At 43.8% G+C, this 22,984-nt stretch carries 20 protein-coding genes, 10 tRNA genes and 3 rRNA genes; 3 read left to right on the top strand and 30 right to left on the bottom strand.

The window, feature by feature from the left end:
* Positions 1 to 5 precede the first annotated feature (5 nt).
* The 8 genes from HMPREF9186_RS09060 to HMPREF9186_RS09025 all read right to left on the bottom strand — a co-directional run bounded on the left by HMPREF9186_RS09060 (position 6) and on the right by HMPREF9186_RS09025 (position 5,479).
* Positions 6 to 746, bottom strand: coding sequence for a class I SAM-dependent DNA methyltransferase (locus tag HMPREF9186_RS09060; RefSeq protein ID WP_037614203.1), 741 nt, complete (start codon positions 744 to 746; stop codon positions 6 to 8).
* Between the two features lie 445 nt (positions 747 to 1,191).
* Positions 1,192 to 1,545 carry a ribosome silencing factor gene (rsfS, locus tag HMPREF9186_RS09055; RefSeq protein WP_009732366.1) on the bottom strand — a complete coding sequence of 118 codons (354 nt, stop codon included), beginning with the start codon at positions 1,543 to 1,545 and terminating at the stop codon, positions 1,192 to 1,194.
* Between the two features lie 14 nt (positions 1,546 to 1,559).
* On the bottom strand, positions 1,560 to 2,060 hold the full coding sequence (locus tag HMPREF9186_RS09050; protein WP_009732365.1) for a cysteine hydrolase family protein: 501 nt from the start codon (positions 2,058 to 2,060) through the stop codon (positions 1,560 to 1,562).
* Entirely contained in the window at positions 2,061 to 2,657 is a 597-nt protein-coding gene (yqeK, locus tag HMPREF9186_RS09045) for a bis(5'-nucleosyl)-tetraphosphatase (symmetrical) YqeK (protein WP_009732364.1), read from the bottom strand.
* Positions 2,654 to 3,286, bottom strand: coding sequence for a nicotinate-nucleotide adenylyltransferase (locus HMPREF9186_RS09040; RefSeq protein ID WP_009732363.1), 633 nt, complete (start codon positions 3,284 to 3,286; stop codon positions 2,654 to 2,656). The genes yqeK and HMPREF9186_RS09040 overlap by 4 nt, the downstream gene beginning before the upstream one ends.
* A gap of 21 nt (positions 3,287 to 3,307) precedes the next feature.
* Entirely contained in the window at positions 3,308 to 3,619 is a 312-nt protein-coding gene (yhbY, locus tag HMPREF9186_RS09035) for a ribosome assembly RNA-binding protein YhbY (RefSeq protein WP_006595720.1), read from the bottom strand.
* Between the two features lie 223 nt (positions 3,620 to 3,842).
* Positions 3,843 to 4,949 carry a ribosome biogenesis GTPase YqeH gene (gene yqeH / locus HMPREF9186_RS09030; protein WP_009732362.1) on the bottom strand — a complete coding sequence of 369 codons (1,107 nt, stop codon included), beginning with the start codon at positions 4,947 to 4,949 and terminating at the stop codon, positions 3,843 to 3,845.
* Between the two features lie 2 nt (positions 4,950 to 4,951).
* Positions 4,952 to 5,479 carry a YqeG family HAD IIIA-type phosphatase gene (locus HMPREF9186_RS09025; protein WP_049485516.1) on the bottom strand — a complete coding sequence of 176 codons (528 nt, stop codon included), beginning with the start codon at positions 5,477 to 5,479 and terminating at the stop codon, positions 4,952 to 4,954.
* 182 nt (positions 5,480 to 5,661) lie between these two features.
* Here HMPREF9186_RS09025 and HMPREF9186_RS09020 point away from each other — a divergent pair, with 182 nt between their 5' ends.
* Entirely contained in the window at positions 5,662 to 6,276 is a 615-nt protein-coding gene (locus HMPREF9186_RS09020; protein ID WP_009732361.1) for a TVP38/TMEM64 family protein, read from the top strand.
* Between the two features lie 153 nt (positions 6,277 to 6,429).
* Here HMPREF9186_RS09020 and HMPREF9186_RS09015 read toward each other — a convergent pair whose 3' ends face one another.
* The 9 genes from HMPREF9186_RS09015 to rlmD all read right to left on the bottom strand — a co-directional run bounded on the left by HMPREF9186_RS09015 (position 6,430) and on the right by rlmD (position 15,657).
* Entirely contained in the window at positions 6,430 to 7,185 is a 756-nt protein-coding gene (locus HMPREF9186_RS09015; protein ID WP_009732360.1) for a DUF3883 domain-containing protein, read from the bottom strand.
* Positions 7,186 to 7,255: 70 nt separating this feature from the next.
* Positions 7,256 to 9,907, bottom strand: a complete 2,652-nt coding sequence (locus tag HMPREF9186_RS09010) for a valine--tRNA ligase (protein ID WP_009732359.1) — start codon at positions 9,905 to 9,907, stop codon at positions 7,256 to 7,258.
* 12 nt (positions 9,908 to 9,919) lie between these two features.
* Positions 9,920 to 10,915: a hypothetical protein gene (locus HMPREF9186_RS09005; RefSeq protein WP_009732358.1), complete on the bottom strand. Its 996-nt coding sequence runs from the start codon at positions 10,913 to 10,915 to the stop codon at positions 9,920 to 9,922.
* Positions 10,916 to 10,976: 61 nt separating this feature from the next.
* The gene (locus tag HMPREF9186_RS09000) at positions 10,977 to 11,543 is read right to left on the bottom strand and encodes a GNAT family N-acetyltransferase (RefSeq protein WP_009732357.1); all 567 of its coding nucleotides are present in this window, start codon (positions 11,541 to 11,543) and stop codon (positions 10,977 to 10,979) included.
* Positions 11,544 to 11,907: 364 nt separating this feature from the next.
* Positions 11,908 to 12,255: a helix-hairpin-helix domain-containing protein gene (locus HMPREF9186_RS08995; RefSeq protein WP_009732356.1), complete on the bottom strand. Its 348-nt coding sequence runs from the start codon at positions 12,253 to 12,255 to the stop codon at positions 11,908 to 11,910.
* 180 nt (positions 12,256 to 12,435) lie between these two features.
* Entirely contained in the window at positions 12,436 to 12,690 is a 255-nt protein-coding gene (locus HMPREF9186_RS08990) for a DUF1912 family protein (protein WP_009732355.1), read from the bottom strand.
* 2 nt (positions 12,691 to 12,692) lie between these two features.
* Positions 12,693 to 14,039 carry a DUF438 domain-containing protein gene (locus tag HMPREF9186_RS08985; RefSeq protein ID WP_009732354.1) on the bottom strand — a complete coding sequence of 449 codons (1,347 nt, stop codon included), beginning with the start codon at positions 14,037 to 14,039 and terminating at the stop codon, positions 12,693 to 12,695.
* Positions 14,039 to 14,272: a DUF1858 domain-containing protein gene (locus HMPREF9186_RS08980; protein ID WP_003005810.1), complete on the bottom strand. Its 234-nt coding sequence runs from the start codon at positions 14,270 to 14,272 to the stop codon at positions 14,039 to 14,041. The genes HMPREF9186_RS08985 and HMPREF9186_RS08980 overlap by 1 nt, the downstream gene beginning before the upstream one ends.
* Positions 14,273 to 14,304: 32 nt before the next feature.
* Entirely contained in the window at positions 14,305 to 15,657 is a 1,353-nt protein-coding gene (rlmD, locus tag HMPREF9186_RS08975; protein ID WP_009732353.1) for a 23S rRNA (uracil(1939)-C(5))-methyltransferase RlmD, read from the bottom strand.
* 37 nt (positions 15,658 to 15,694) lie between these two features.
* Here rlmD and recX point away from each other — a divergent pair, with 37 nt between their 5' ends.
* Positions 15,695 to 16,474, top strand: coding sequence for a recombination regulator RecX (gene recX, locus HMPREF9186_RS08970; RefSeq protein WP_009732352.1), 780 nt, complete (start codon positions 15,695 to 15,697; stop codon positions 16,472 to 16,474).
* 111 nt (positions 16,475 to 16,585) lie between these two features.
* Complete coding sequence (gene ntdP, locus HMPREF9186_RS08965) at positions 16,586 to 17,119, top strand: nucleoside tri-diphosphate phosphatase (protein WP_009732351.1); 534 nt, start codon at positions 16,586 to 16,588, stop codon at positions 17,117 to 17,119.
* An 85-nt stretch (positions 17,120 to 17,204) separates the two neighbouring features.
* Here the strand turns inward: ntdP and HMPREF9186_RS08960 are convergent.
* From HMPREF9186_RS08960 to HMPREF9186_RS08900, 13 genes are all read right to left on the bottom strand, one after another.
* Positions 17,205 to 17,278: transfer RNA gene (locus tag HMPREF9186_RS08960), tRNA-Pro, on the bottom strand.
* 19 nt (positions 17,279 to 17,297) lie between these two features.
* Positions 17,298 to 17,371, bottom strand: a tRNA-Arg gene (locus tag HMPREF9186_RS08955).
* Between the two features lie 21 nt (positions 17,372 to 17,392).
* A tRNA-Leu gene (locus tag HMPREF9186_RS08950) sits at positions 17,393 to 17,478 on the bottom strand.
* A 7-nt stretch (positions 17,479 to 17,485) separates the two neighbouring features.
* Positions 17,486 to 17,557, bottom strand: a tRNA-Gly gene (locus tag HMPREF9186_RS08945).
* A 23-nt stretch (positions 17,558 to 17,580) separates the two neighbouring features.
* Positions 17,581 to 17,653, bottom strand: a tRNA-Thr gene (locus tag HMPREF9186_RS08940).
* Between the two features lie 17 nt (positions 17,654 to 17,670).
* A tRNA-Leu gene (locus tag HMPREF9186_RS08935) sits at positions 17,671 to 17,752 on the bottom strand.
* A gap of 5 nt (positions 17,753 to 17,757) precedes the next feature.
* Positions 17,758 to 17,830, bottom strand: a tRNA-Lys gene (locus tag HMPREF9186_RS08930).
* Between the two features lie 31 nt (positions 17,831 to 17,861).
* A tRNA-Asp gene (locus HMPREF9186_RS08925) sits at positions 17,862 to 17,934 on the bottom strand.
* A 2-nt stretch (positions 17,935 to 17,936) separates the two neighbouring features.
* A tRNA-Val gene (locus tag HMPREF9186_RS08920) sits at positions 17,937 to 18,009 on the bottom strand.
* A 30-nt stretch (positions 18,010 to 18,039) separates the two neighbouring features.
* Positions 18,040 to 18,155, bottom strand: a 5S ribosomal RNA gene (gene rrf / locus HMPREF9186_RS08915).
* 79 nt (positions 18,156 to 18,234) lie between these two features.
* Positions 18,235 to 21,136: ribosomal RNA gene (locus HMPREF9186_RS08910) — 23S ribosomal RNA — on the bottom strand.
* A gap of 122 nt (positions 21,137 to 21,258) precedes the next feature.
* Positions 21,259 to 21,331: transfer RNA gene (locus HMPREF9186_RS08905), tRNA-Ala, on the bottom strand.
* A gap of 53 nt (positions 21,332 to 21,384) precedes the next feature.
* Positions 21,385 to 22,933 (bottom strand): 16S ribosomal RNA (locus HMPREF9186_RS08900).
* The 16S, 23S and 5S rRNA genes sit together here with 10 tRNA genes alongside, the layout of an rRNA operon.
* Between the last annotated feature and the right edge of the window lie 51 nt (positions 22,934 to 22,984).

Genomic DNA, 22,984 nt, shown 5'->3' with positions numbered 1-22,984 from the left:
CTAGCCTACTTCTGTGCTACGAAGAACCAACGTTTGCTGGTCTTTGTCGGCTCCTTATCTTCAAAGTCCGCGTACAATTTGAAAGATTTAAAGCCAGCCTGCTCCAGCAAAATATCATAGGTTAAAACTTCATAGGTACGCTCCTCATGGACTTCGTCGTGCCGACTAAAGCTGTCATCCTCTTCTTGGACAAAGAAGGTCAGCTCATGGACGATCGAGTGAGGGGCTTCATCCTCATAGGTATCCCAGAGCATGGCAAAATCTTCCGCATTTTCATGGTAAGAATAGCCCGGGAAAACCTCATCCGTCTGGTAGGTCGAATGGACATCAAAAATAAAGATACCATCTTCATTAAGAGCGTTATAGACTTCTTTGAAGACATCTCCCACTTCCACCTCGTCCTGCATGTAGCAGATAGAATCCGAATAGCAAGTCACGAAATCATAAGTACCTGCTTGTGACAGGTCCAGCATATTGCCCTCGATAAAATCAATCTTTTGCTTGGCTGAAGCCGCTCTTTTTTCAGCAATCTTCAGCATATCAGCACTCAAGTCTAATCCTGTTACGTCAAAGCCAGCTTGGGAGAAACGGACAGACTGAATCCCTGTCCCACAAGCCAATTCCAGTAATTTTTTCTTATCTTTTGTCTTTGGGAGATGGCGGAGGGAAAAATCCGTCCACAAATCATACAGACTGTCATCCATGACCGCATCATAGACCGCCGCAAACGTTTCATAAGTCGCCATATTCATGATACCAAGTCCGCCCGTAATCCGATAGAAAATTAGGGGAGTGAGACAGAACGAGTTTTCTTAGAAAATTCGTTCGTTGTCTCACCCCCGCAAGGCTGATTAGGTACTCTTCCGAGCTTAAAAAGCGAATGAAAAGTCCAATCAGCTACTGCGTCAAACAATAAATTTTTTAGTTAATAATTTGACATAGCCCTATCTATTTTCCGAGGATTACAGGACGGGTTCAAATCCTTTCTAAGATACAAAGAGCGTTAAAAGCAAAGAGAAAATAGGAAACTTTCTGCCGTATCGTCAGATACAAAGGAAGTTACTCTTTTTCTCACAGCTTTTAGCTCGTGTTCCGTTACCAAACTAACTTAACACGAGGCCCCATCCTTTCTTTCCATAGAATTTCAATTTAACCAACAAAACTCAGTTGCTACCAACTGAGTTTACCTGCTTATGCTAGGGCTGCTGAAAGATCGACAGCATTTGCTTCGTGCCATAGTTTTTCTAGGTTATAGTGAGCACGCATTTCTTCTGAGAAGACATGGACCACCACACCACCTAAGTCAAGAAGGACCCAACCTCCTGCTGAGTCACCTTCGACGTGGCTGGCATTGCCACCAGCTTCAACGACTTTCTCGCGGATATTTTCTGCGATCGCTTCCAACTGACGGCTGTTCATAGAGCTTGCGATAACAAAGTAATCCGTCACGCTGGTCAAGCTTTGAACATCCAAAGCCACAATATCTTCTGCACGTTTTTCATCGGCAGCTTTAACAACAAGTTCAAGTAATTCTTTTTCTTTCATTTAGTCCTCTTTCTTTAAAAAATTGTTTTGTAGTCTAAGACATCCGCAAAACGTTCTTCCCAAATATTTTCATAAAATTCATTGAGGGTTTCTGCTGGGATATCCTCTCCATCAAAGGTTGTGACAGCTCCTTCTGGAATGACCAGCTTATAGCCGTATTCAAATCCCACTTTGATGGATGTATCGACACAATATTCTGTCTGCATGCCACACAGGACCAGTTGTTCAATCCCTTGTTGATCCAAGTATTCTTTTAATCCTGTCTCTTTAAACATGCTATTGTATCGCTTCTTAAACACCTTTTCATTCTCCTGTCTATTCAACAGGGGCGATAACTGCCAATCTTCTGAAGTTAAAGCCTCTGGCGTTTCAATATGCTGTATGTAGATGATTTCAATCTGCTGTTTTCTAGCCCGATCTTGCAAATAAGCAATCTTCTCTAAGAGTTTTTCTGTCTCAAAACCTGTTTCCACGAGAATATTTTGAACATCAATAATGATTAAAGCTGTTTTCACTCACTGCTCCTCTTTCAAATACTTCACAAAGGCATTGTAGGTTTCAAGGGTTTGGGGATAAATGGGCAATCCTTGGTGGGCCAGGTGTTCGACTGTGCGTGCCGTCTCATAGGCCACGGCACGATCCAAGGAGACTTGGGCGATGTCACGTGCTTGCTCTACCCCCGGAAAGACCCGATTGTGTTCAATATAATCTGCCACATAGACAATCTTGTCTAAGGTTGACATCTGTCCACTCCCCACTGTGTGAATCTCAATACTGCGAAGAATAGCTGGTTCTGTCAATCCGAGATCTTCTTGGATCTTGTAAATCCCGACCATCCCATGCCAGACATTGTTGCCCCAGTTTTTTAAAGCTGGATCTAGCTCATAGCGATCAATCAAGTCCAAAAATTCCTGATCCGATAATTTCTTGGCATAGTCATGTAACAAACCTGCTAGACCAGCCTGCTCTTCATCAGCCCCATAGCGTTTAGCCAAGTCACGCGCAGCCTTCTCAACCCCTAAACAGTGGGTTAGCCGTTTTTCTGGCAGGATTTGACGCATTTTTTCGAGCAAGACCTCACGAGAAAAGCCTAGGTAGTTTTCATAGGTCATTGATACAATCCTTCTTTCTTGATGTAGTCCAAGACTGGTTTTGGCAACATAAAATTCGGCGTCCGACCTTTGGCTACAAAATCACGCACCATACTAGAGGAGATATCCATTAGGGGAACATCCACCCATATCACCGGATAAGAAGTCCCTGCCTTATAGCGTGGTCGCTGTACCCCGACAAATTGCACAATCTCCACCAATTCATCGATGCGGTGCCATTTGGGTAAATAATCCACCATATCTGCACCAATAATGAAGTAATAGTCTGTGTCTGGATCGCGTTCATTGAGCAAGATCATGGTATCGTAGGTATAGGAAATCCCTTTGCGCTCGAGCTCAATCGTCTCGATTTCAAGACCTTCAATGCCTTCAATGGCTAATTCCAGCATCTTGAGACGATGGTGCTCTGCAATCGTCCCCTTAGCATCGACATGCGGCGGCTCATACTCAGGCATCAAGAGCACCTTATCTAACCCTAATTGTTGGCGCACTTGATCCGCAACGACTAAATGGGCATTGTGGACCGGATTGAAATTCCCACCCAAAATACCAACTTGTTTGCGTTTCTTGTCTTTGATCTCTGGCTCTAACTCTACCTTGGTAAAGGGAGTCAATAGTTCAATTGCCATAGGTTTGCTCTCCTCAATGTCTTAGATTTCTTTTACTTTGACTGAAATCTTCCGGTTTTCTTTTTTGCTTGATTGTTTATACAAGATGAGGATGCGTCCAATTTTTTGAACCGTATCCACACCGATTTCTTCTTCCAAGATTTCCGCTACTTCATGGATATTCTCGTCCGTATTTTGAAGAAGGGTGACCTTGATCAGTTCGCGAGCATCTAGCGCTTGACGAACACTGGTTTTGATTTGGTCATTAAGCCCGTTTTTCCCGATTTGGATAATCGGTTTGAGGCTGTGGGCTTGGCTATTGAGGAAAGCCCGTTGTTTAGATGTTAATGTCATGCTTTACTTCCTTTTTTTTGATCGTTATTTTAAGTGGTGGGGACGGTCGGAACTAATTTTTCAAAGATCTCATCTTTGAAAAATGGATTTCCTCACCTCAAAATGGAGCCTTGGTCTCCATTTTGCCCTTGCCAATCTTACGATTGGCAACTACACCACGGCAATAACGATCGCTTTATGAGCTCACTTTGTTCGCTCTTCAGATATATTTTTTCCTGTTTTTTTAAATAATAGCTTTTCGAGTGACGACGGTGACGCCTTCTGGTGCCCACACAGCTACTTTTGCTTTCCCATTGACGCGGATCCAGCCGAGTCCTGAGATGACGAGGTCTGTCTTGTCCTTGATGGTAAACTCATGGGAAACCAAGGGTGGAAATTCTTCTTTTTCCTTGCTGTTAGGGGGTGTTAGTAAGCCACCGACATGCTTGTCATAAAAGGCGGTTGCTCCTTCGAGTTTGGTCCGATGAAGCTTGAGTTCGTTATCAAAGAAGGCGGTGAAACCTTGCTTTTCTCCCTTGATAAAGTCAAAGCGTCCCAGACCACCCAAAAAGAGGGTTTGCTCGGGATTGAGCTGATAAGTCTTGGGCTTGATTTCTTTTTTAGGGCTGACATACTTGAGGTTTTTTGCCGTTAAATAATGAGCCATCTGGTGGCGATGGATAATCCCTGGTGTATCGTAGATATAGGAACCATCGTCCAGTGGGATTTCGATCTTGTCCAGTGTCGTTCCTGGGAAGCGAGAGGTTGTAATGATATCCTTGTCTCCAGTGATTTCTTGGATGATCGCATTGATGAGGGTCGATTTCCCAACGTTGGTCACACCTACCACATAGACATCACGGCCTTTGCGGTACTGCTCGATCTTTTCCATCAAGTCCTTGATAGCACTCTTGTTTTGAGCAGAAGTGAGGACCACATCGACAGGACGCATCCCTTCTTCGTGGGCCCGCTCCATCAACCAATGGGTCACCTTGCTATCCTTGACAGACTTGGGCAAGATGTCTTTTTTGTTTCCGACCAAGAGGACATCATTTCCTGCTACAAAGCGTGGTAGGCCAGGAATGACGGATCCATTAAAGTCAAAAATATCGACTACATTGACCACGAGTGCATCACTATCTCCTACTTCGTGAAGGAGTTTTAGGAAATCATCATCTGTCAGATGCACATCAGTGATTTCATTGTAGTGACGCAGACGGAAACAGCGTTGGCAATAGACTTCACCTGTTTCCAAGCCCTTTTCAAGAGCTGATTGGGGAGTATAGCCTAGCCCCTCTTTGTTTTCTGTCTGAATGGGGGCCCCACAGCCAATACAGAATAATTCTTCCATTCTTAAATTCCTTTTTTATATTCAATCGGACCATATTTCTCGGCCATTTGCTTCATGACACGGCGTTCACGCGCTCGGTTGATCTGCGTCTTGATGGAGTCATGCTCGACCAAAGGCTTGACCAAAATCGAACGAATGCCTGCACGATGGGCTGCCCGAATATCGGTCATCAGTTGATCCCCGACCATGACCACTTCATTTTTCTCATAGTGGAAACGTTTGAGGGCACGATCAATCCCAAAAGTAAAGGGCTTGAGCGACCAGGCTTCATAGTCAATATCAAATTTCTCGACAGCGCGCTTGACACGTTTGGGACTATTATTAGACACCACGATAACCCGAATCCCTCCATCACGAAGGTCATGCAACCACTGGCGCATCTCAGGGGTACCATCCGGATTATTCCAAGCAATCAAGGTATTATCCAAATCCACAAGGACCGCCTTGATGCCCTGTTTTTTCAAGTCTGCAACGGTGAGATCATAGGCTGCTTCCACCGCAAAATCTGGTTTGTAATTTTCGATTGACACGTTTTTCTCCATTTTTTATACTCCTTTCATTGTAGCATAAAAAGACCCATTTTGCACTCGCTTCACGACTAAAACAACGACAGACTCCTATCAGGTCAATTTCACTGCTCAAAAAATAGACAAAATCCTTACAAAGTTCCAAAAACATGGTATAGTAGAAGAAAAAGAACTCGGAATTTTTTATGAAACAAACAAGCTTAAAAGAGGTCTCTCCTCTTCTCCAGCGCATCATTAATTGGTCGTCCATCATTGGAGCTCTTGGGACCTTGGCCTTTTGTATCTGGGCCTACTTTGCTGGCATCCTTCAATCCAAGGAAACTTTGTCAGCTTTTATTCTCCAAGCAGGCATCTTTGGACCACCTCTCTTTATCTTTCTTCAGATCCTTCAGACAGTGGTCCCTATTATTCCCGGTGCCCTGACATCTGTAGCAGGTGTTTTCATCTACGGCCACATCATTGGGACTATCTACAATTACATCGGCATCGTAATCGGCTGTGCCATTATTTTCCACCTTGCGAGAATGTACGGGCCTAAATTCGTCCAATCCATGGTCAGTCAGAAGACCTATGACAAGTACATTGGCTGGCTGAATGAAGGCAAGCGGTTCGATCGCTTCTTTATCTTCATGATGATCTGGCCAGTTAGTCCTGCCGACTTCATCTGTATGCTGGCAGGTCTGACCAATATGACCTTCAAACGCTACATGACCATCATCATCCTCTGCAAACCCATCACCCTGGTCATCTACACCTACGGCCTGACCTATATCATCGATTATTTCTGGAAAATGGTCTAAAGCATGACACCACCCCCTAAAGACTAGGAGGTGGTGTTTTTGTAAAAAAGAGAAACTTAACCAATTTTTTTAAATTACTCTATATATGGTTATCCCATTCCATCTATGAGCTCATATCAGTAAGTGTAGTAAGCACTGATACGTTTACATTCATTAATATAAATCTTCCAAGCTTCTATATTCAACGACTTCATTTTTAATAACATTTTTTTCAAATTCAAAATGGTTAAGTGGGTTATCAATCAATACCAATTTTGGAATATCGTCGAGATTAGTGACTAGAGATAGAATAAAATCTGATTGATATTCCTTAGCTTTCTCAAATTCTTTGGCGGTCAAACGAATACGTCCTTTAGGTTTTCGGATACCTTTAACCTCAGCAAGGTATGAATGTTCTTGAACATCTACTTGGAAATCATATCCATCACCATAAAGACGGGCATCAGTCAATTGACCACCTTGAAATTTTTCTTCCTTATCAAAATGGTGTATGAAATAGTTCTCTGCTTCCATTCCCGTTTCTTGTAGGCGTTTGAATTTCGTCCGAACAATTGGCTTTTCAATGGTGGTTATACCTATTTTCTTCCCTTCGCTTGCAAGTAACATTTTAACGATTTCTGCAAAACTGTGAACATCCTCATTTCCAAACATCGTGTCAATTAAATCTTTTCGAAAACGGTAGACTTCAGCTTTTTGCCACCAACCTTTTCGATTGTTATCAAAATAGGGGTCGAATAAATCCATTCTATTTTTGACGACACCAGTTGTTTCTGCAACACCTAAAGAAACTATGTAACGATAAAACTCGGATTTACTAGAGCATTGAAATTCCTTTATAAAAGTATCATCAAACTTAGCTAGACCATAGCCAATCAAGTTTAACAATTCATAGTGAGGGTGTTTAGACATAACTTTCTCCGTCAATAGATATTGATTTCATTATACCAAAAAAACACGGCATTCCGCCGTGTTTCTATGTTTATTTCACCAACTTCTTCATCTCATCAATACGTGCTACAGTCGCGTCGTATTTGGCTTGGTAGTCGGCTTGTTTGTCGCGCTCTTTTTGGACGACTTCTGGTTTGGCATTGGCTACGAAGCTTTCGTTAGAGAGCTTCTTACCGACCAGATCCAGTTCTTTTTGCCATTTAGCCAGTTCCTTATCGAGACGAGCGAGTTCTTCTTCGACATTGAGGAGGTCAGCCAGTGGCAAGTAGATTTCTGCTCCTGTGATGACGCTTGACATAGCCAGTTCAGGTGCAGGGATGTTTGATGCAATTTCCAGGTGTTCTGGATTTGTGAAACGTTTGATATAGTTGACATTACTATTAAAGAAGGCTTCCAAGTCGCTATCGCTTGTCTTGACAAGAATGGTGATAGGCTTGCTTGGAGCAACGTTTACTTCTGCACGCGCATTACGAACAGCACGGATCAAGTCTTTGAGGCTTTCGACACCAGTGTGGGCAGCGAGGTCTTCAAAGGCTGGGTTGACAGTTGGGTATTCTGCTGTAACGATAGAACCTTCTGAGATTTGTCCAAAGATTTCCTCTGTCACGAATGGCATGATTGGGTGGAGGAGACGAAGGATCTTGTCCAAAGTGTAAAGGAGAACAGAACGTGTGATAACTTTCTCTTCTTCGTTGTCGCTATAAAGGACTTCCTTGGTCAACTCAACGTACCAGTCCGCAAACTCATCCCAGATGAAGTTGTAGAGGATGTGACCAGCCACACCAAATTCAAACTTGTCAAAGTTTTCAGTGACCTTGCCGATGGTTTCATTGAGGTTGTGGAGAATCCAGCGGTCTGTGACATTTCCAGATTCCTTGTTGACCACTTTTTCGACATTGGCAGTTGCTTGCTCAAGGGTCAAACCTTCATTGTTCATGAGGATGTAGCGAGAAATATTCCAAATTTTGTTAATGAAGTTCCAAGAAGCATCCATTTTCTCGTAAGAAAAGCGCACGTCTTGACCTGGTGCAGAACCGTTTGAAAGGAACCAGCGAAGGGCATCGGCACCGTATTTCTCGATAACATCCATTGGGTCAATCCCGTTTCCGAGAGATTTAGACATCTTGCGACCTTGCTCGTCACGAATGAGACCGTGGATCAGAACGTTTTGGAATGGCTGACGACCAGTGAATTCCAATGATTGGAAGATCATACGAGACACCCAGAAGAAGATGATGTCGTATCCTGTTACCAAGGTTGAAGTTGGGAAGTAACGTTTGAAGTCTTCTGAGTCGACATCAGGCCAGCCCATAGTTGAGAATGGCCAAAGGGCAGAACTGAACCAAGTGTCCAAGACGTCTTCGTCCTGAGTCCATCCGTCACCCTCAGGAGCTTCTTCACCGACGTACATTTCACCCTCGGCATTGTACCAAGCAGGGATTTGGTGTCCCCACCAGAGCTGACGAGAGATGACCCAGTCGTGGACATTTTCCATCCATTGGAGGAAGGTATCGTTGAAACGAGGTGGGTAGAATTCTACCTTGTCGTCTGTGTCTTGATTGGCAATAGCGTTCTTAGCCAATTGATCCATCTTGACGAACCATTGCGTTGACAAGCGTGGCTCAACCACTACACCTGTACGCTCTGAGTGACCAACACTGTGGACACGTTTTTCGATTTTAACAAGGGCACCGATTTCTTCCAACTTAGCAACGACTGCCTTACGAGCTTCAAAACGGTCCATGCCTGCAAATTCGAAGGCCAAGTCGTTCATAGTTCCGTCGTCGTTCATGACGTTGACTTGTGGCAAATTGTGGCGTTGACCGACCAAGAAGTCGTTTGGATCATGGGCAGGTGTGATTTTTACGACACCAGTTCCAAACTCAGGGTCTGCGTGCTCATCCCCAACGATTGGGATGAGTTTATTAGCGATTGGAAGAACGACATGTTTACCAATCAAGTCCTTGTAGCGTGGGTCTTCTGGGTTGACCGCAACAGCTACATCCCCAAACATGGTCTCAGGACGAGTTGTCGCCACTTCAAGGGCGCGTGAACCATCTTCTAGCATGTAGTTCATGTGGTAGAAGGCACCTTCGACGTCCTTGTGGATCACCTCGATATCAGAAAGGGCTGTGCGAGCTGCTGGGTCCCAGTTGATGATAAATTCACCACGGTAGATCCAACCTTTTTTGTAAAGGTCCACAAAGACCTTGCGAACCGCTTTTGACAAACCTTCGTCAAGCGTGAAACGCTCGCGAGAGTAGTCTACAGAGAGCCCCATCTTGCCCCATTGTTCCTTGATGGTAGTGGCATATTCGTCTTTCCATTCCCAGACTTTCTCTAGGAATTTTTCACGACCCAGGTCGTAACGCGTAATGCCCTCACCACGCAAGCGCTCCTCAACCTTAGCCTGAGTGGCAATCCCAGCGTGGTCCATCCCTGGAAGCCAAAGGGTGTCAAAACCTTGCATGCGTTTTTGACGGATGATGATATCTTGCAAAGTCGTATCCCAAGCGTGACCAAGGTGAAGTTTCCCAGTTACGTTTGGTGGTGGAATCACGATAGAGTATGGCTTAGCCTTTTGATCGCCTGAAGGCTTGAAAACATCAGCGTCAAGCCATTTTTGGTAACGGCCAGCCTCAACCTCGGCTGGATTGTATTTAGGTGAAAGTTCTTTAGACATGTGTGTTCTCCTTTAATTTCTTTTTTTAAAATTTTTATATACTAATCTTCTAGCTTCCCTAGTTTGATGTTTATTTAAAGTCTCATTATACAAATCTACAAATTTATCTAGTTTATATAGACAGATGAAATCTCCTATTTTGATAAATAATTTTCCTATCAAATTGTGACTTAAAGAATTATTTCTTGAAAAGTAAAATCTAAAAAAGACATATAATAAAATAATTACAACAGTTGTACCAAAAAATGTATAAAACCTCATCGTTCCTCTCTCAAAAAACGTTGAGTTAGATTTTTCAATTAAAACACTAGAAAAAAGAAGTGAAAAATATATGATAAAGGTTACGATATAAGAAATTATTCTATTTACTTGCCATATATATTCCAACTTAGCAGGAATATTTATCTTTGTATCCCCCTTATTCAAGAATATTAGAAACTCCCTAGAGTTTATATAATTCCATAATACCAAAAGACTTGTAGCTAACGCCCACCATTTAATATCAAAAATCCCTATTATAAATAAACTCAAATAAATTGTAACAAATAATAACATTAGTGATATAAAGCTTAGCTCGGTAAGAATCATCGTTATAGAAATCATCAAACGTAATAATCCTAACGTTGTAGTTATGCTAATAATTTCTCTATTTGTTTTAGTATCAAAAAATAGACCTAGTAAAATCAAACTAAATATGATTAAACTAATTGAGAAAATTATTTCTCTGAAAAAAGAAACATATTGTTTATAAATACTACTTTTAGCTAAATCATTAATTCTTTTATCCCTTGGTCTATAACAAACAAGGTAAAATAATAATATTATTGAAAAAATCCAAGCATAAATATTTAAACCTAGTAATTTTATGCTCTTTACTAATGTAGTCTTATCCATCATAACTATTATCACAAGTATCATGAGAGACAATAACGGTTTGATTCCAATATCGTTTAAAAAATCAATTACGTTCTTTTTGGCAGTCTTGATTATTTTATACTCTCCTTTCAAAAATTACATCTCCAAATCAAATTGATAAATATTAACTATTGGTAAATTCTGAACAGCGTAACTAATAGTTTCGTTCTTCCCACTCACTCTTCAGCAAGCCATATCTCAAATCATCACAGCGACTGCCTTGAGCATCTTTGCGGTCTCGGATACGAGCTTCGAGGGTAAATCCAAGTTTCTCAGCAACTCGTTGACTTTGAAGGTTGTAACCAAAGCAAGATAATTCTATCTTGTGTAGGTTTAGTTCTGTAAAAGCTAAATCAATCAAGGCACGCGCAGCTTCGGGAACATAGCCTCGACCCCAATAGTCTGGGTGCAAGGTATAGCCAATCTCCAGCACATCGTCTTCGTGGCGATGGTTGAAATCAACAGAGCCAATAACCTTATCGGTCCCTTTGACCACAATTCCATAGCCAGCTGGGAGATTTTCCTTTTCATTACGATCGGGAAGGATATGTTCTAGGTAGTAAATTTCATCTTCCAAGGTCTGGACGGGTGGAAAGCCTGCTGGGTAAGAAACTTCTGGGAGACTAGCGTAGGCATGGATATCCTCGGCATCCGCCACTGTACGGACTCGTAAGGCCAGACGCTCCGTTTCGATTCGTTCTGGTAACTCTGCTCTTGTCATCTTCCTCCCTCGCTTTCTACAAAAAATCGCCCCTGCCATCTACATGACAGGGACGAATATGTTTATCCGCGGTACCACCCAATTTCGGGCTGTTGCCCGCAACTTTCATCTTCTTGTTTCTCTTTTATGATGCCGTTAGCTCGCTTTGGCGTACTTAAGTACAGCCTGCAACTCGCTGCCTAGCCCTAAAAGGAAACAAAAAGATTTATATTTCATTTTTTAATTTCATCCATTAGCAACTAGTTTTGACACATTTGTGGACTTCTCAGCACTGCCACTTTCTGTAAAATGTGGTATTCAAAACACCTCTAACAGCTTCATTTTATCAAGTTTTACTGGAAATAGCAAGAAATCACAAAAGCGATTATTTAAACTTAACACCAAGTTCTTGCAATTTTTTGATCGTAGCTGGGCCGATTCCTTTAAGGGCCAACAACTCTTTTTCTGTCCAGTTTGCGAAGTCCGCAACAGAGCGAATACCTTCATCATAGAATGTTTGCGCACGATCAAGGGCTACACCTTCCAAGCTTGCAGCGAATTCTTCCACTGAAGAAGCCACTTGTTTCACTTCTTTCGCCACTGCTTTTGTAGCTTTCTCAACTTTCTTTGGTGCTTCTTTCACAGCTGCAGTTACGGTCTCAACAGCTTTTTTCAAAAGATGTCTATTTTGATGTTTGTATTGTTTCGCACGGTTTACGTTCTTCTTTGCCATTTTTCCTCCTAAATTCAGTGATCAATTCCTAAGGCAACAAGGTTTCATCACCATCATTCCATTCAATAATCCGTTGATGTCATTTCAACTTTTTTATTGTATCACAATCCCTTAAAAAATCAAGTCATTGCTCAATTTTCAGGCAAATCTGATCAGTAAAACGCCTTCAATAGGGCCATTTTAGTATTTTCTTTCACCAAAGATGCCATCTGGCAAATCATGAAATCCTTTTCCAGCATGGAAATTTTCAAACTTCCCTTGCAAGAACTGATAAGCATCCAAACGACTTTCATAGCGGATCATAGCGATTTTAGCTCGTTCATCCTGGTCTTCATCAAAAACCTTCTTACTCTCTTCTAGAGCCATTTCATTGATCATGACTTGGGTCTTGATCCACTCCTCAAACTCCTTCATAAACTCTGTTTCGTAACTCATCTTTACTCCATTTCTTTATAAAAATCCGTATCGATCTCTCGATAAGGTTGAATATCTTGAACATATTCCAAGACCCCTTGAAATTCTCCAGCTTCATCATGCACTGCTGCATAGGTGACATGGACAAATTTCCCACGCGATTCGGATTTGAACCACATTTCATACTTGTCTTTTTTCCCTTCTCGAAGCCGCTGCATAATCGCTTTGACCTTCTCCAAGTATTTTGGTGGGTGACACAGCTCAACATTGCGTCCTACCTGCGACGGCGTCCGTTTGAAAATCATCTCTTCAAAAGGCGCCACATCGTTGTAATATTGGAAAATATCATCCTTATTGACAAAGGTGATCTCCATCGGCAGATGGTTCAAAATCAAATTTGCTTGCTCCACAGATAAAAATCCATTTCCAAAAGCTTGTGGTTGCTGGCGGTCGAAGCTCTCTTCTTTTTTCTTAGGCGTGAAGGTAATGGTCAACTGTCCCTCAGGGGTCTCAATGACCTGACGGTGCTCGCTTCCATTTGAAGAAGGAAGTACTTCACCTAAATCTTCTGTCTCTCTTGTTCCTTCTTCCTTGAAGTCCACGCGTTTTGGCACCCACTTTTCACTGGGGAGAATAATGGCATAACCATAAGCATCACTTTCTTCTGCAATGGAAAGCCAATCGTCCTGGGTAAAGGCCTCCAGCAAAATCATCAAGAGGATCGACTCTTCCTTGAAGATCATGCCCTCAAACTCTTGCGCAAAGGCTTCAAAGCGCTCTTTGACTTCAGAAATACCAGAATCCGGTAGTTCCTTGGCCACCTCCAAAGATTTCGCAAAGAGGTCTCGAATCTGGTCATCTACTCCCCACATGACTTTAGGAGGAGAATCATGCCCATAGCGTTCCATAATCGGAAACATCAACTCTTCCTTGCGGCGGTAATGCCGATCAAATTGACTCACCAAGCCCAGCTGACGCAAGAGGCCTTTGTGAATCTCCTGGATCATCTCAGGATCCTCTGTCGTCTCATAATTATCCAGCAAGCGACGGACCCGCATCATAGCGGCCCGAAGGGCCAGGTTCTCCTGTTTAAAGATCTGAACCGGGTGACCTGGATGGTCTGTATCTGCCACTTCGACCCCTTGTACAGCGTTCTTAAAGAGATTGGCATGGACATCGCACAGCTCCATGACATCCTCAAAAGTGATACCTGCATCGGAGTTCATCAGCTCATGCTCCATGAGGGAAATCTCAATCGCAGACACCCCGCTAAAGGTCGCATCAAAGCGCTCTTGGACCGACTCAGGAGATGCTCCATGATGCAGGTCTAATAAGATGTCTCTCAAGACATGAATTCGTTCATCGCTCATTAGTCTAGCCCCACTACTTCATAGCCATTAGCTTCTAGCGTTCGCACAATCTTCTCCATGGGGGTACCTTCTAATTTTGATCCTTGTTTCAAGGAAACCTTGCGCCCAACTGTATTGCGCATGATCGGATTGGCTAAGGGTTTAAAACCCAACTCCACCAACAAGTCCAATACTTCCGGATGTTGATCAATGACTTGAGCCACTGGAATCGATACATCAATAACATTGTCCATTTTCCTATTTCCTTCACTCATTCTGTTCATTTTCACTTCTTCACTAACTTCACGACAGCCTCTGTCCTTGCCGTATGTGGAAACATGTCCACTGATTGAATGTATTCAACCTGATAAACCTTTGTCAAAGCTACCAAATCCCGTGCCAAAGTCGATACATTACAAGAGATATAGACCATCTTTTCAGGTGCATAGTGCAATAAGGTCTCGATCAATTTCGTCCCTAAACCCGTACGGGGTGGATCCACAATGACTGCATCTGCCCGATAACCTTCCTGGTACCAGCGAGGAATGATCTCTTCTGCTGTCCCAGCCTCATAGTGGGTATTCTCAAATCCCATCCGTTTGGCATTGTATTTAGCGTCTTCAATCGCTTCAGGAATGATATCCATCCCCCGCACACTTTTTACTCTATTCGCAAAAGCAAACCCAATGGTTCCAACACCACAGTAGGCATCAATTAGATGATCCTCTGACGATACATCCAAAGCCTTGACCGCTTCACTATACAAGACTTCAGTCTGCTCCGGATTCAACTGATAAAAGGCTCGAGGTGAAAGAGAGAATTCATAATCCAAAACACCTTCAAGTATAGCCTTTTCACCCCAAATAATCTGCGTTTGTTCGCCATAGATCTCGCTTGATTGAGACGTATTTTTATTAACAGCAACGGTGATAATCTCAGGGTGTTTCTTGACCAAGTCCTCTACTAAATTGTTTACATTAATCTGGCGACTAGTAACCACAATAAGCTGAACCTGACCAGTCTTCCGAGCCCGTCGAACCATCATGGTTCTAACACCCAGTTCTTTTCTCTCATCAGCAATCGGAATCTGATAGTAGGTCAATAAATCCGCAAGATCATTGGCAATCGCTTGAATAACCGGATCTTGAACCAAACAATCCTTTAATTCCACCAAATAATGCGAATTTTGAGCATAAAGACCCGCCTTAACCTGGCCTTTGAATTTCCTTGTTTGAAATTGCAATTTTGCCCGATAGTAAAGTGGCTCCTGCATTCCGATTGTCGGCCGAATAGCATACTGTTCAAAGCCTTCAGGTGAGAATTTCTTCAAGGCCTGTTGCAATAAATCTTTCTTAAACTCCAGCTGCTTGTCATACTTTAAATGCATGATTTGACAACCACCACAGGTCTCATAGATATCACACATGGGCGTCACCCGATACTTAGATGCCTTATTCACAGATAGGAGTTTGGCTTCCGCAAAATTTTTCTTGACACTTGTAATTTGACAGAAAATATCCTCGCCCTTTAAAGCCCCAGGCACAAAGACAAGTGTTTTTTTATAAAAGCCAATCCCTTCTCCGTTAATTCCCATTCGTTTAATTTTCAAAGGAATTTTTTGTTTTACTTTAACGTTCATATCCCTATCTTAACACATTTTTCGGTATAATAAAAACATGAAAATTACAAAACTAGAAAAGAAAAAAAGACTCTACCTCCTTGAGTTAGACAACGATCAAAAACTATATATTACGGAAGACACCATCGTCAAATATTTCCTTTCCAAAGAGAAAGAAATCAGTGAAGAAGAGCTAAAAGAAATCCAAGAGTTTGCACAATACTCCTATGGTAAAAACCTGGCCCTTTACCATCTTTCTTTTAAAGCTCGGACAACAAAAGAAGTCCGAGACTACCTTACAAAATATGAGATTGATGCTGCCATTATTGATAAAGTGGTTCAACACCTCACAGAAGAAAAGTGGTTAGATGATCGTCAATATGCAAGAAACTTGATAGAGGCCAACCTTCTCAGTGGCGATAAGGGCCCTGTCTTATTACAACAAAAGATTCAACAAAAAGGGATCCCAAAATCAATCCTTCAAGAAATGCTTGCAGACTATGATTTTACTGAAGTTATCAACCGGACTTCAAAAAAACTTCTAAAAAAATACCAGGGAAAATATCCATTAAAAGCCATAGAAACGAAGATCATCCAAGCACTTATCTCAAAAGGATTTCCATATAACCAAGCACAAATAGCTTTGCAAAATCTCGAACTCGAAGCAGATGAAGAAACAACCAATGAACTCATCCTAAAAGAGTTAGAAAAACAGTATCGTAAATACAGTAAAAAATATGAAGGGTATGATTTACAGCAACGTCTAACACAATCACTTGCAAGAAAAGGATATGATTATACAGATATTAAATCAGCTATCAGAGAATTTTTAGATTAAAAACCTCTTTCAATCAGATCAATTGAAAATTTCGTAGAAAAAAACAAAAAAAATTGAAAAAATATGATACAATATAGAAGATGTACTTAGATTGTAGAAAGTTGGTAAGTTATGAAACTACCTAAAGAAGGCGACTTTATTACAATTCAAAGTTATAAACATGATGGCAGTTTACACCGAACATGGCGTGACACCATGGTATTAAAGATAACCGAAAATGCAATTATTGGAGTAAATGATCATACACTTGTAACTGAAAGTGATGGCAGACGTTGGATTACACGTGAACCAGCAATTGTTTATTTCCATAAAAAATATTGGTTTAACATCATCGCCATGATCCGTGACAATGGTGTGTCCTACTACTGTAATTTAGCAAGTCCATTTCTTATCGACCAGGAAGCCTTAAAATACATCGACTACGATCTCGATGTCAAGGTCTTTACCAATGGTGAAAAAAAATTATTAGATGTTGAAGAATATGAGCAACATAAAGAAAAAATGGGCTATTCAGATGACATTGACTACATTTTAAAGGAAAATGTTAAAGTACTAGTTGATTGGATAAACCAAAACAAAGGTCCTTTTTCTGAGGAATACATCAAAATTTGGTATAACCGTTATGTTGAACTGCGAAACAAATAAAGTTGGAAAGAGCGAAAGCTCTTTTTTTCATATAACAAACTACAAAAAAAGCCTAATGATAACATTAGACTTTTTTAAAATACTATCGGGAAGACAGGATTCGAACCTGCGACACCTTGGTCCCAAACCAAGTACTCTACCAAGCTGAGCTACTTCCCGAACTAAAGCTTACGCTTTATGCACCCTAGAGGAGTCGAACCTCTAACCGCCTGATTCGTAGTCAGGTACTCTATCCAGTTGAGCTAAGGGTGCTTCTTCTCTAACCTAAGTCTATGCCGAGGACCGGAATCGAACCGGTACGATCGTTACCAATCGCAGGATTTTAAGTCCTGTGCGTCTGCCAGTTCCGCCACCCCGGCTGCCTCAAGCGAACGACGGGATTCGAACCCGCGACCCCCACCTTGGCAAGGTGGTGTTCTACCACTGAACTACGTTCGCATCTGTTTCTTTATATAAAAAAATGCCGGCTACATGACTTGAACACGCGACCCTCTGATTACAAATCAGATGCTCTACCAACTGAGCTAAGCCGGCTCATTATTATTCTTCTATGCGGGTTAAGGGACTTGAACCCCCACGCCGTAAAGCGCCAGATCCTAAATCTGGTGCGTCTGCCAATTCCGCCAAACCCGCTATAATGACCCGTACTGGGCTCGAACCAGTGACCCATTGATTAAAAGTCAATTGCTCTACCAACTGAGCTAACGAGTCGTATCATTATCTGCTAGAAACTAAGTTTCTACGGTCCCGACGGGAATCGAACCCGCGATCTTCGCCGTGACAGGGCGACGTGATAACCGCTACACTACGGGACCTATGGGAGTTAACGGGATCGAACCGCTGACCCTCTGCTTGTAAGGCAGATGCTCTCCCAGCTGAGCTAAACTCCCAAAAAAGGAAGTCTTCTAACTTCCTATCTTGCTAAGCGACTACCTTATCTCACAGGGGGCAACCCCCAACTACTTCCGGCGTTCTAGGGCTTAACTGCTGTGTTCGGCATGGGTACAGGTGTATCTCCTAGGCTATCGTCACTTAACTCTGAATGCTTAAACATTCAAAATTGAATATCTATATTCTAACAAGCTAACCTTACATTGTCAATATCTTTTGACTCTTTGGATAAGTCCTCGAGCTATTAGTATTAGTCCGCTCCATTGCTCACACAACTTCCACTCCTAACCTATCTACCTGATCTTCTCTCAGGGCTCTTACTGATATAAAATCATGGGAAATCTCATCTTGAGGTGGGTTTCACACTTAGATGCTTTCAGCGTTTATCCCTTCCCTACATAGCTACCCAGCGATGCCTCTGGCGAGACAACTGGTACACCAGCGGTAAGTCCACTCTGGTCCTCTCGTACTAGGAGCAGATCCTCTCAAATTTCCTACGCCCGCGACGGATAGGGACCGAACTGTCTCACGACGTTCTGAACCCAGCTCGCGTGCCGCTTTAATGGGCGAACAGCCCAACCCTTGGGACCGACTACAGCCCCAGGATGCGACGAGCCGACATCGAGGTGCCAAACCTCCCCGTCGATGTGAACTCTTGGGGGAGATAAGCCTGTTATCCCCAGGGTAGCTTTTATCCGTTGAGCGATGGCCCTTCCATACGGAACCACCGGATCACTAAGCCCGACTTTCGTCCCTGCTCGAGTTGTAGCTCTCGCAGTCAAGCTCCCTTATACCTTTACACTCTGCGAATGATTTCCAACCATTCTGAGGGAACCTTTGGGCGCCTCCGTTACCTTTTAGGAGGCGACCGCCCCAGTCAAACTGCCCGTCAGACACTGTCTCCGATAGGGATCACCTATCCGGGTTAGAGTGGCCATAACACAAGGGTAGTATCCCAACAGCGCCTCCATCGAAACTGGCGTCCCGATCTCTATGGCTCCTACCTATCCTGTACATGTGGCACAGACACTCAATATCAAACTGCAGTAAAGCTCCATGGGGTCTTTCCGTCCTGTCGCGGGTAACCTGCATCTTCACAGGTACTAAAATTTCACCGAGTCTCTCGTTGAGACAGTGCCCAAATCATTACGCCTTTCGTGCGGGTCGGAACTTACCCGACAAGGAATTTCGCTACCTTAGGACCGTTATAGTTACGGCCGCCGTTTACTGGGGCTTCAATTCATACCTTCGGATTACTCCTAAGCACTCCTCTTAACCTTCCAGCACCGGGCAGGCGTCACCCCCTATACATCATCTTACGATTTAGCAGAGAGCTGTGTTTTTGATAAACAGTTGCTTGGGCCTATTCACTGCGGCTGACATAAAGCCAGCACCCCTTCTCCCGAAGTTACGGGGTCATTTTGCCGAGTTCCTTAACGAGAGTTCTCTCGCTCACCTGAGGCTACTCGCCTCGACTACCTGTGTCGGTTTGCGGTACGGGTAGAGTATGATTAACGCTAGAAGCTTTTCTTGGCAGTGTGACGTCACTAACTTCGCTACTAAACTTCGCTCCCCATCACAGCTCAATGTTATAGAATTAAGCATTTAACTCAATTCACACCTCACTGCTTAGACGTGCACTTCCAGTCGCACGCTTTAGTTAGCCTACTGCGTCCCTCCTTCACTACATACTCTAGTACAGGAATATCAACCTGTTGTCCATCGGATACACCTTTCGGTCTCTCCTTAGGTCCCGACTAACCCAGGGCGGACGAGCCTTCCCCTGGAAACCTTAGTCTTACGGTGGACAGGATTCTCACCTGTCTTTCGCTACTCATACCGGCATTCTCACTTCTATGCGTTCCAGCACTCCTCACGGTATACCTTCTCCACACATAGAACGCTCTCCTACCATACCTATAAAGGTATCCACAGCTTCGGTAAATTGTTTTAGCCCCGGTACATTTTCGGCGCAGGGTCACTCGACTAGTGAGCTATTACGCACTCTTTGAATGAATAGCTGCTTCTAAGCTAACATCCTAGTTGTCTGTGCAACCCCACATCCTTTTCCACTTAACAATTATTTTGGGACCTTAGCTGGTGGTCTGGGCTGTTTCCCTTTCGACTACGGATCTTAGCACTCGCAGTCTGACTGCCGACCATAATTCATTGGCATTCGGAGTTTATCTGAGATTGGTAATCCGGGATGGACCCCTCACCCAAACAGTGCTCTACCTCCAAGAATCTTAATGTCGACGCTAGCCCTAAAGCTATTTCGGAGAGAACCAGCTATCTCCAAGTTCGTTTGGAATTTCTCCGCTACCCACAAGTCATCCAAGCACTTTTCAACGTGCCCTGGTTCGGTCCTCCAGTGAGTTTTACCTCACCTTCAACCTGCTCATGGGTAGGTCACATGGTTTCGGGTCTACGACATAATACTATTGCGCCCTGTTCAGACTCGGTTTCCCTACGGCTCCGTCTCTTCAACTTAACCTCGCATCATATCGTAACTCGCCGGTTCATTCTACAAAAGGCACGCTCTCACCCATTAACGGGCTCGAACTTGTTGTAGGCACACGGTTTCAGGTTCTATTTCACTCCCCTCCCGGGGTGCTTTTCACCTTTCCCTCACGGTACTGGTTCACTATCGGTCACTAGAGAGTATTTAGGGTTGGGAGATGGTCCTCCCAGATTCCGACGAGATTCCACGTGTCTCGCCGTACTCAGGATACTGCTAGGTATAAAGACTATTTCGAATACGAGGCTCTTACTCTCTTTGGCTGACCTTCCCATGTCATTCTTCTATAATCTTTAAGTCCACATTGCAGTCCTACAACCCCGAAGAGTAAACTCTTCGGTTTGCCCTCCTGCCGTTTCGCTCGCCGCTACTAAGGCAATCGCTTTTGCTTTCTCTTCCTGCAGCTACTTAGATGTTTCAGTTCACTGCGTCTTCCTCCTCATATCCTTAACAGATATGGGTAACAGGCATTACCTGTTGGGTTCCCCCATTCGGACATCTCTGGATCGTCGCTTACTTACAGCTCCCCAAAGCATTTCGTCGTTTGTCACGTCCTTCTTCGGCTTCTAGTGCCAAGGCATCCACCGTGCGCCCTTATTAACTTAACCTTATTTTTGGTCTTGCGACCTAAACTCTTTAAATATTTACAGCGTTTCGGTTTATTTTCTTGTTACTATTTGATATAGATATTCAATTTTCAATGTTCAATCTTAACACTATAAAGTGTTAATGGAGCCTAGCGGGATCGAACCGCTGACCTCCTGCGTGCAAAGCAGGCGCTCTCCCAGCTGAGCTAAGGCCCCACAAGACCTCTCAAAACTAAACAAGACCAACGTACAGGTTTCCTTTTCCTTAGAAAGGAGGTGATCCAGCCGCACCTTCCGATACGGCTACCTTGTTACGACTTCACCCCAATCATCTATCCCACCTTAGGCGGCTGGCTCCTAAAAGGTTACCTCACCGACTTCGGGTGTTACAAACTCTCGTGGTGTGACGGGCGGTGTGTACAAGGCCCGGGAACGTATTCACCGCGGCGTGCTGATCCGCGATTACTAGCGATTCCGACTTCATGTAGGCGAGTTGCAGCCTACAATCCGAACTGAGACTGGCTTTAAGAGATTAGCTTGCCGTCACCGACTTGCGACTCGTTGTCCCAGCCATTGTAGCACGTGTGTAGCCCAGGTCATAAGGGGCATGATGATTTGACGTCATCCCCACCTTCCTCCGGTTTATTACCGGCAGTCTCGCTAGAGTGCCCAACTCAATGATGGCAACTAACAATAGGGGTTGCGCTCGTTGCGGGACTTAACCCAACATCTCACGACACGAGCTGACGACAACCATGCACCACCTGTCACCTCTGTCCCGAAGGAAAACTCTATCTCTAGAGCGGTCAGAGGGATGTCAAGACCTGGTAAGGTTCTTCGCGTTGCTTCGAATTAAACCACATGCTCCACCGCTTGTGCGGGCCCCCGTCAATTCCTTTGAGTTTCAACCTTGCGGTCGTACTCCCCAGGCGGAGTGCTTAATGCGTTAGCTGCGGCACTGAGTCCCGGAAAGGACCCAACACCTAGCACTCATCGTTTACGGCGTGGACTACCAGGGTATCTAATCCTGTTTGCTCCCCACGCTTTCGAGCCTCAGCGTCAGTTACAGACCAGAGAGCCGCTTTCGCCACCGGTGTTCCTCCATATATCTACGCATTTCACCGCTACACATGGAATTCCACTCTCCCCTTCTGCACTCAAGTTAAACAGTTTCCAAAGCGTACTATGGTTAAGCCACAGCCTTTAACTTCAGACTTATCTAACCGCCTGCGCTCGCTTTACGCCCAATAAATCCGGATAACGCTCGGGACCTACGTATTACCGCGGCTGCTGGCACGTAGTTAGCCGTCCCTTTCTGGTAAGTTACCGTCACAGTGTGAACTTTCCACTCTCACACTCGTTCTTCTCTTACAACAGAGCTTTACGATCCGAAAACCTTCTTCACTCACGCGGCGTTGCTCGGTCAGACTTCCGTCCATTGCCGAAGATTCCCTACTGCTGCCTCCCGTAGGAGTCTGGGCCGTGTCTCAGTCCCAGTGTGGCCGATCACCCTCTCAGGTCGGCTATGTATCGTCGCCTTGGTGAGCCGTTACCTCACCAACTAGCTAATACAACGCAGGTCCATCTGGTAGTGGAGCAATTGCCCCTTTCAAGCAGATATCATGCAATATCTACTGTTATGCGGTATTAGCTATCGTTTCCAATAGTTATCCCCCGCTACCAGGCAGGTTACCTACGCGTTACTCACCCGTTCGCAACTCATCCGCTCGGTGCAAGCACCAAGCTTCAGCGTTCTACTTGCATGTATTAGGCACGCCGCCAGCGTTCATCCTGAGCCAGGATCAAACTCTCATTAAAATAATTGTTTGTCTTAAACTCATTCTGTCACTGACAGATTTATTGTTTTTT

It is taken from the genome of Streptococcus sp. F0442 (assembly GCF_000314795.2).
GTDB lineage: Bacteria > Bacillota > Bacilli > Lactobacillales > Streptococcaceae > Streptococcus.
This window is presented reverse-complemented; position numbering and strand designations above follow the sequence as displayed.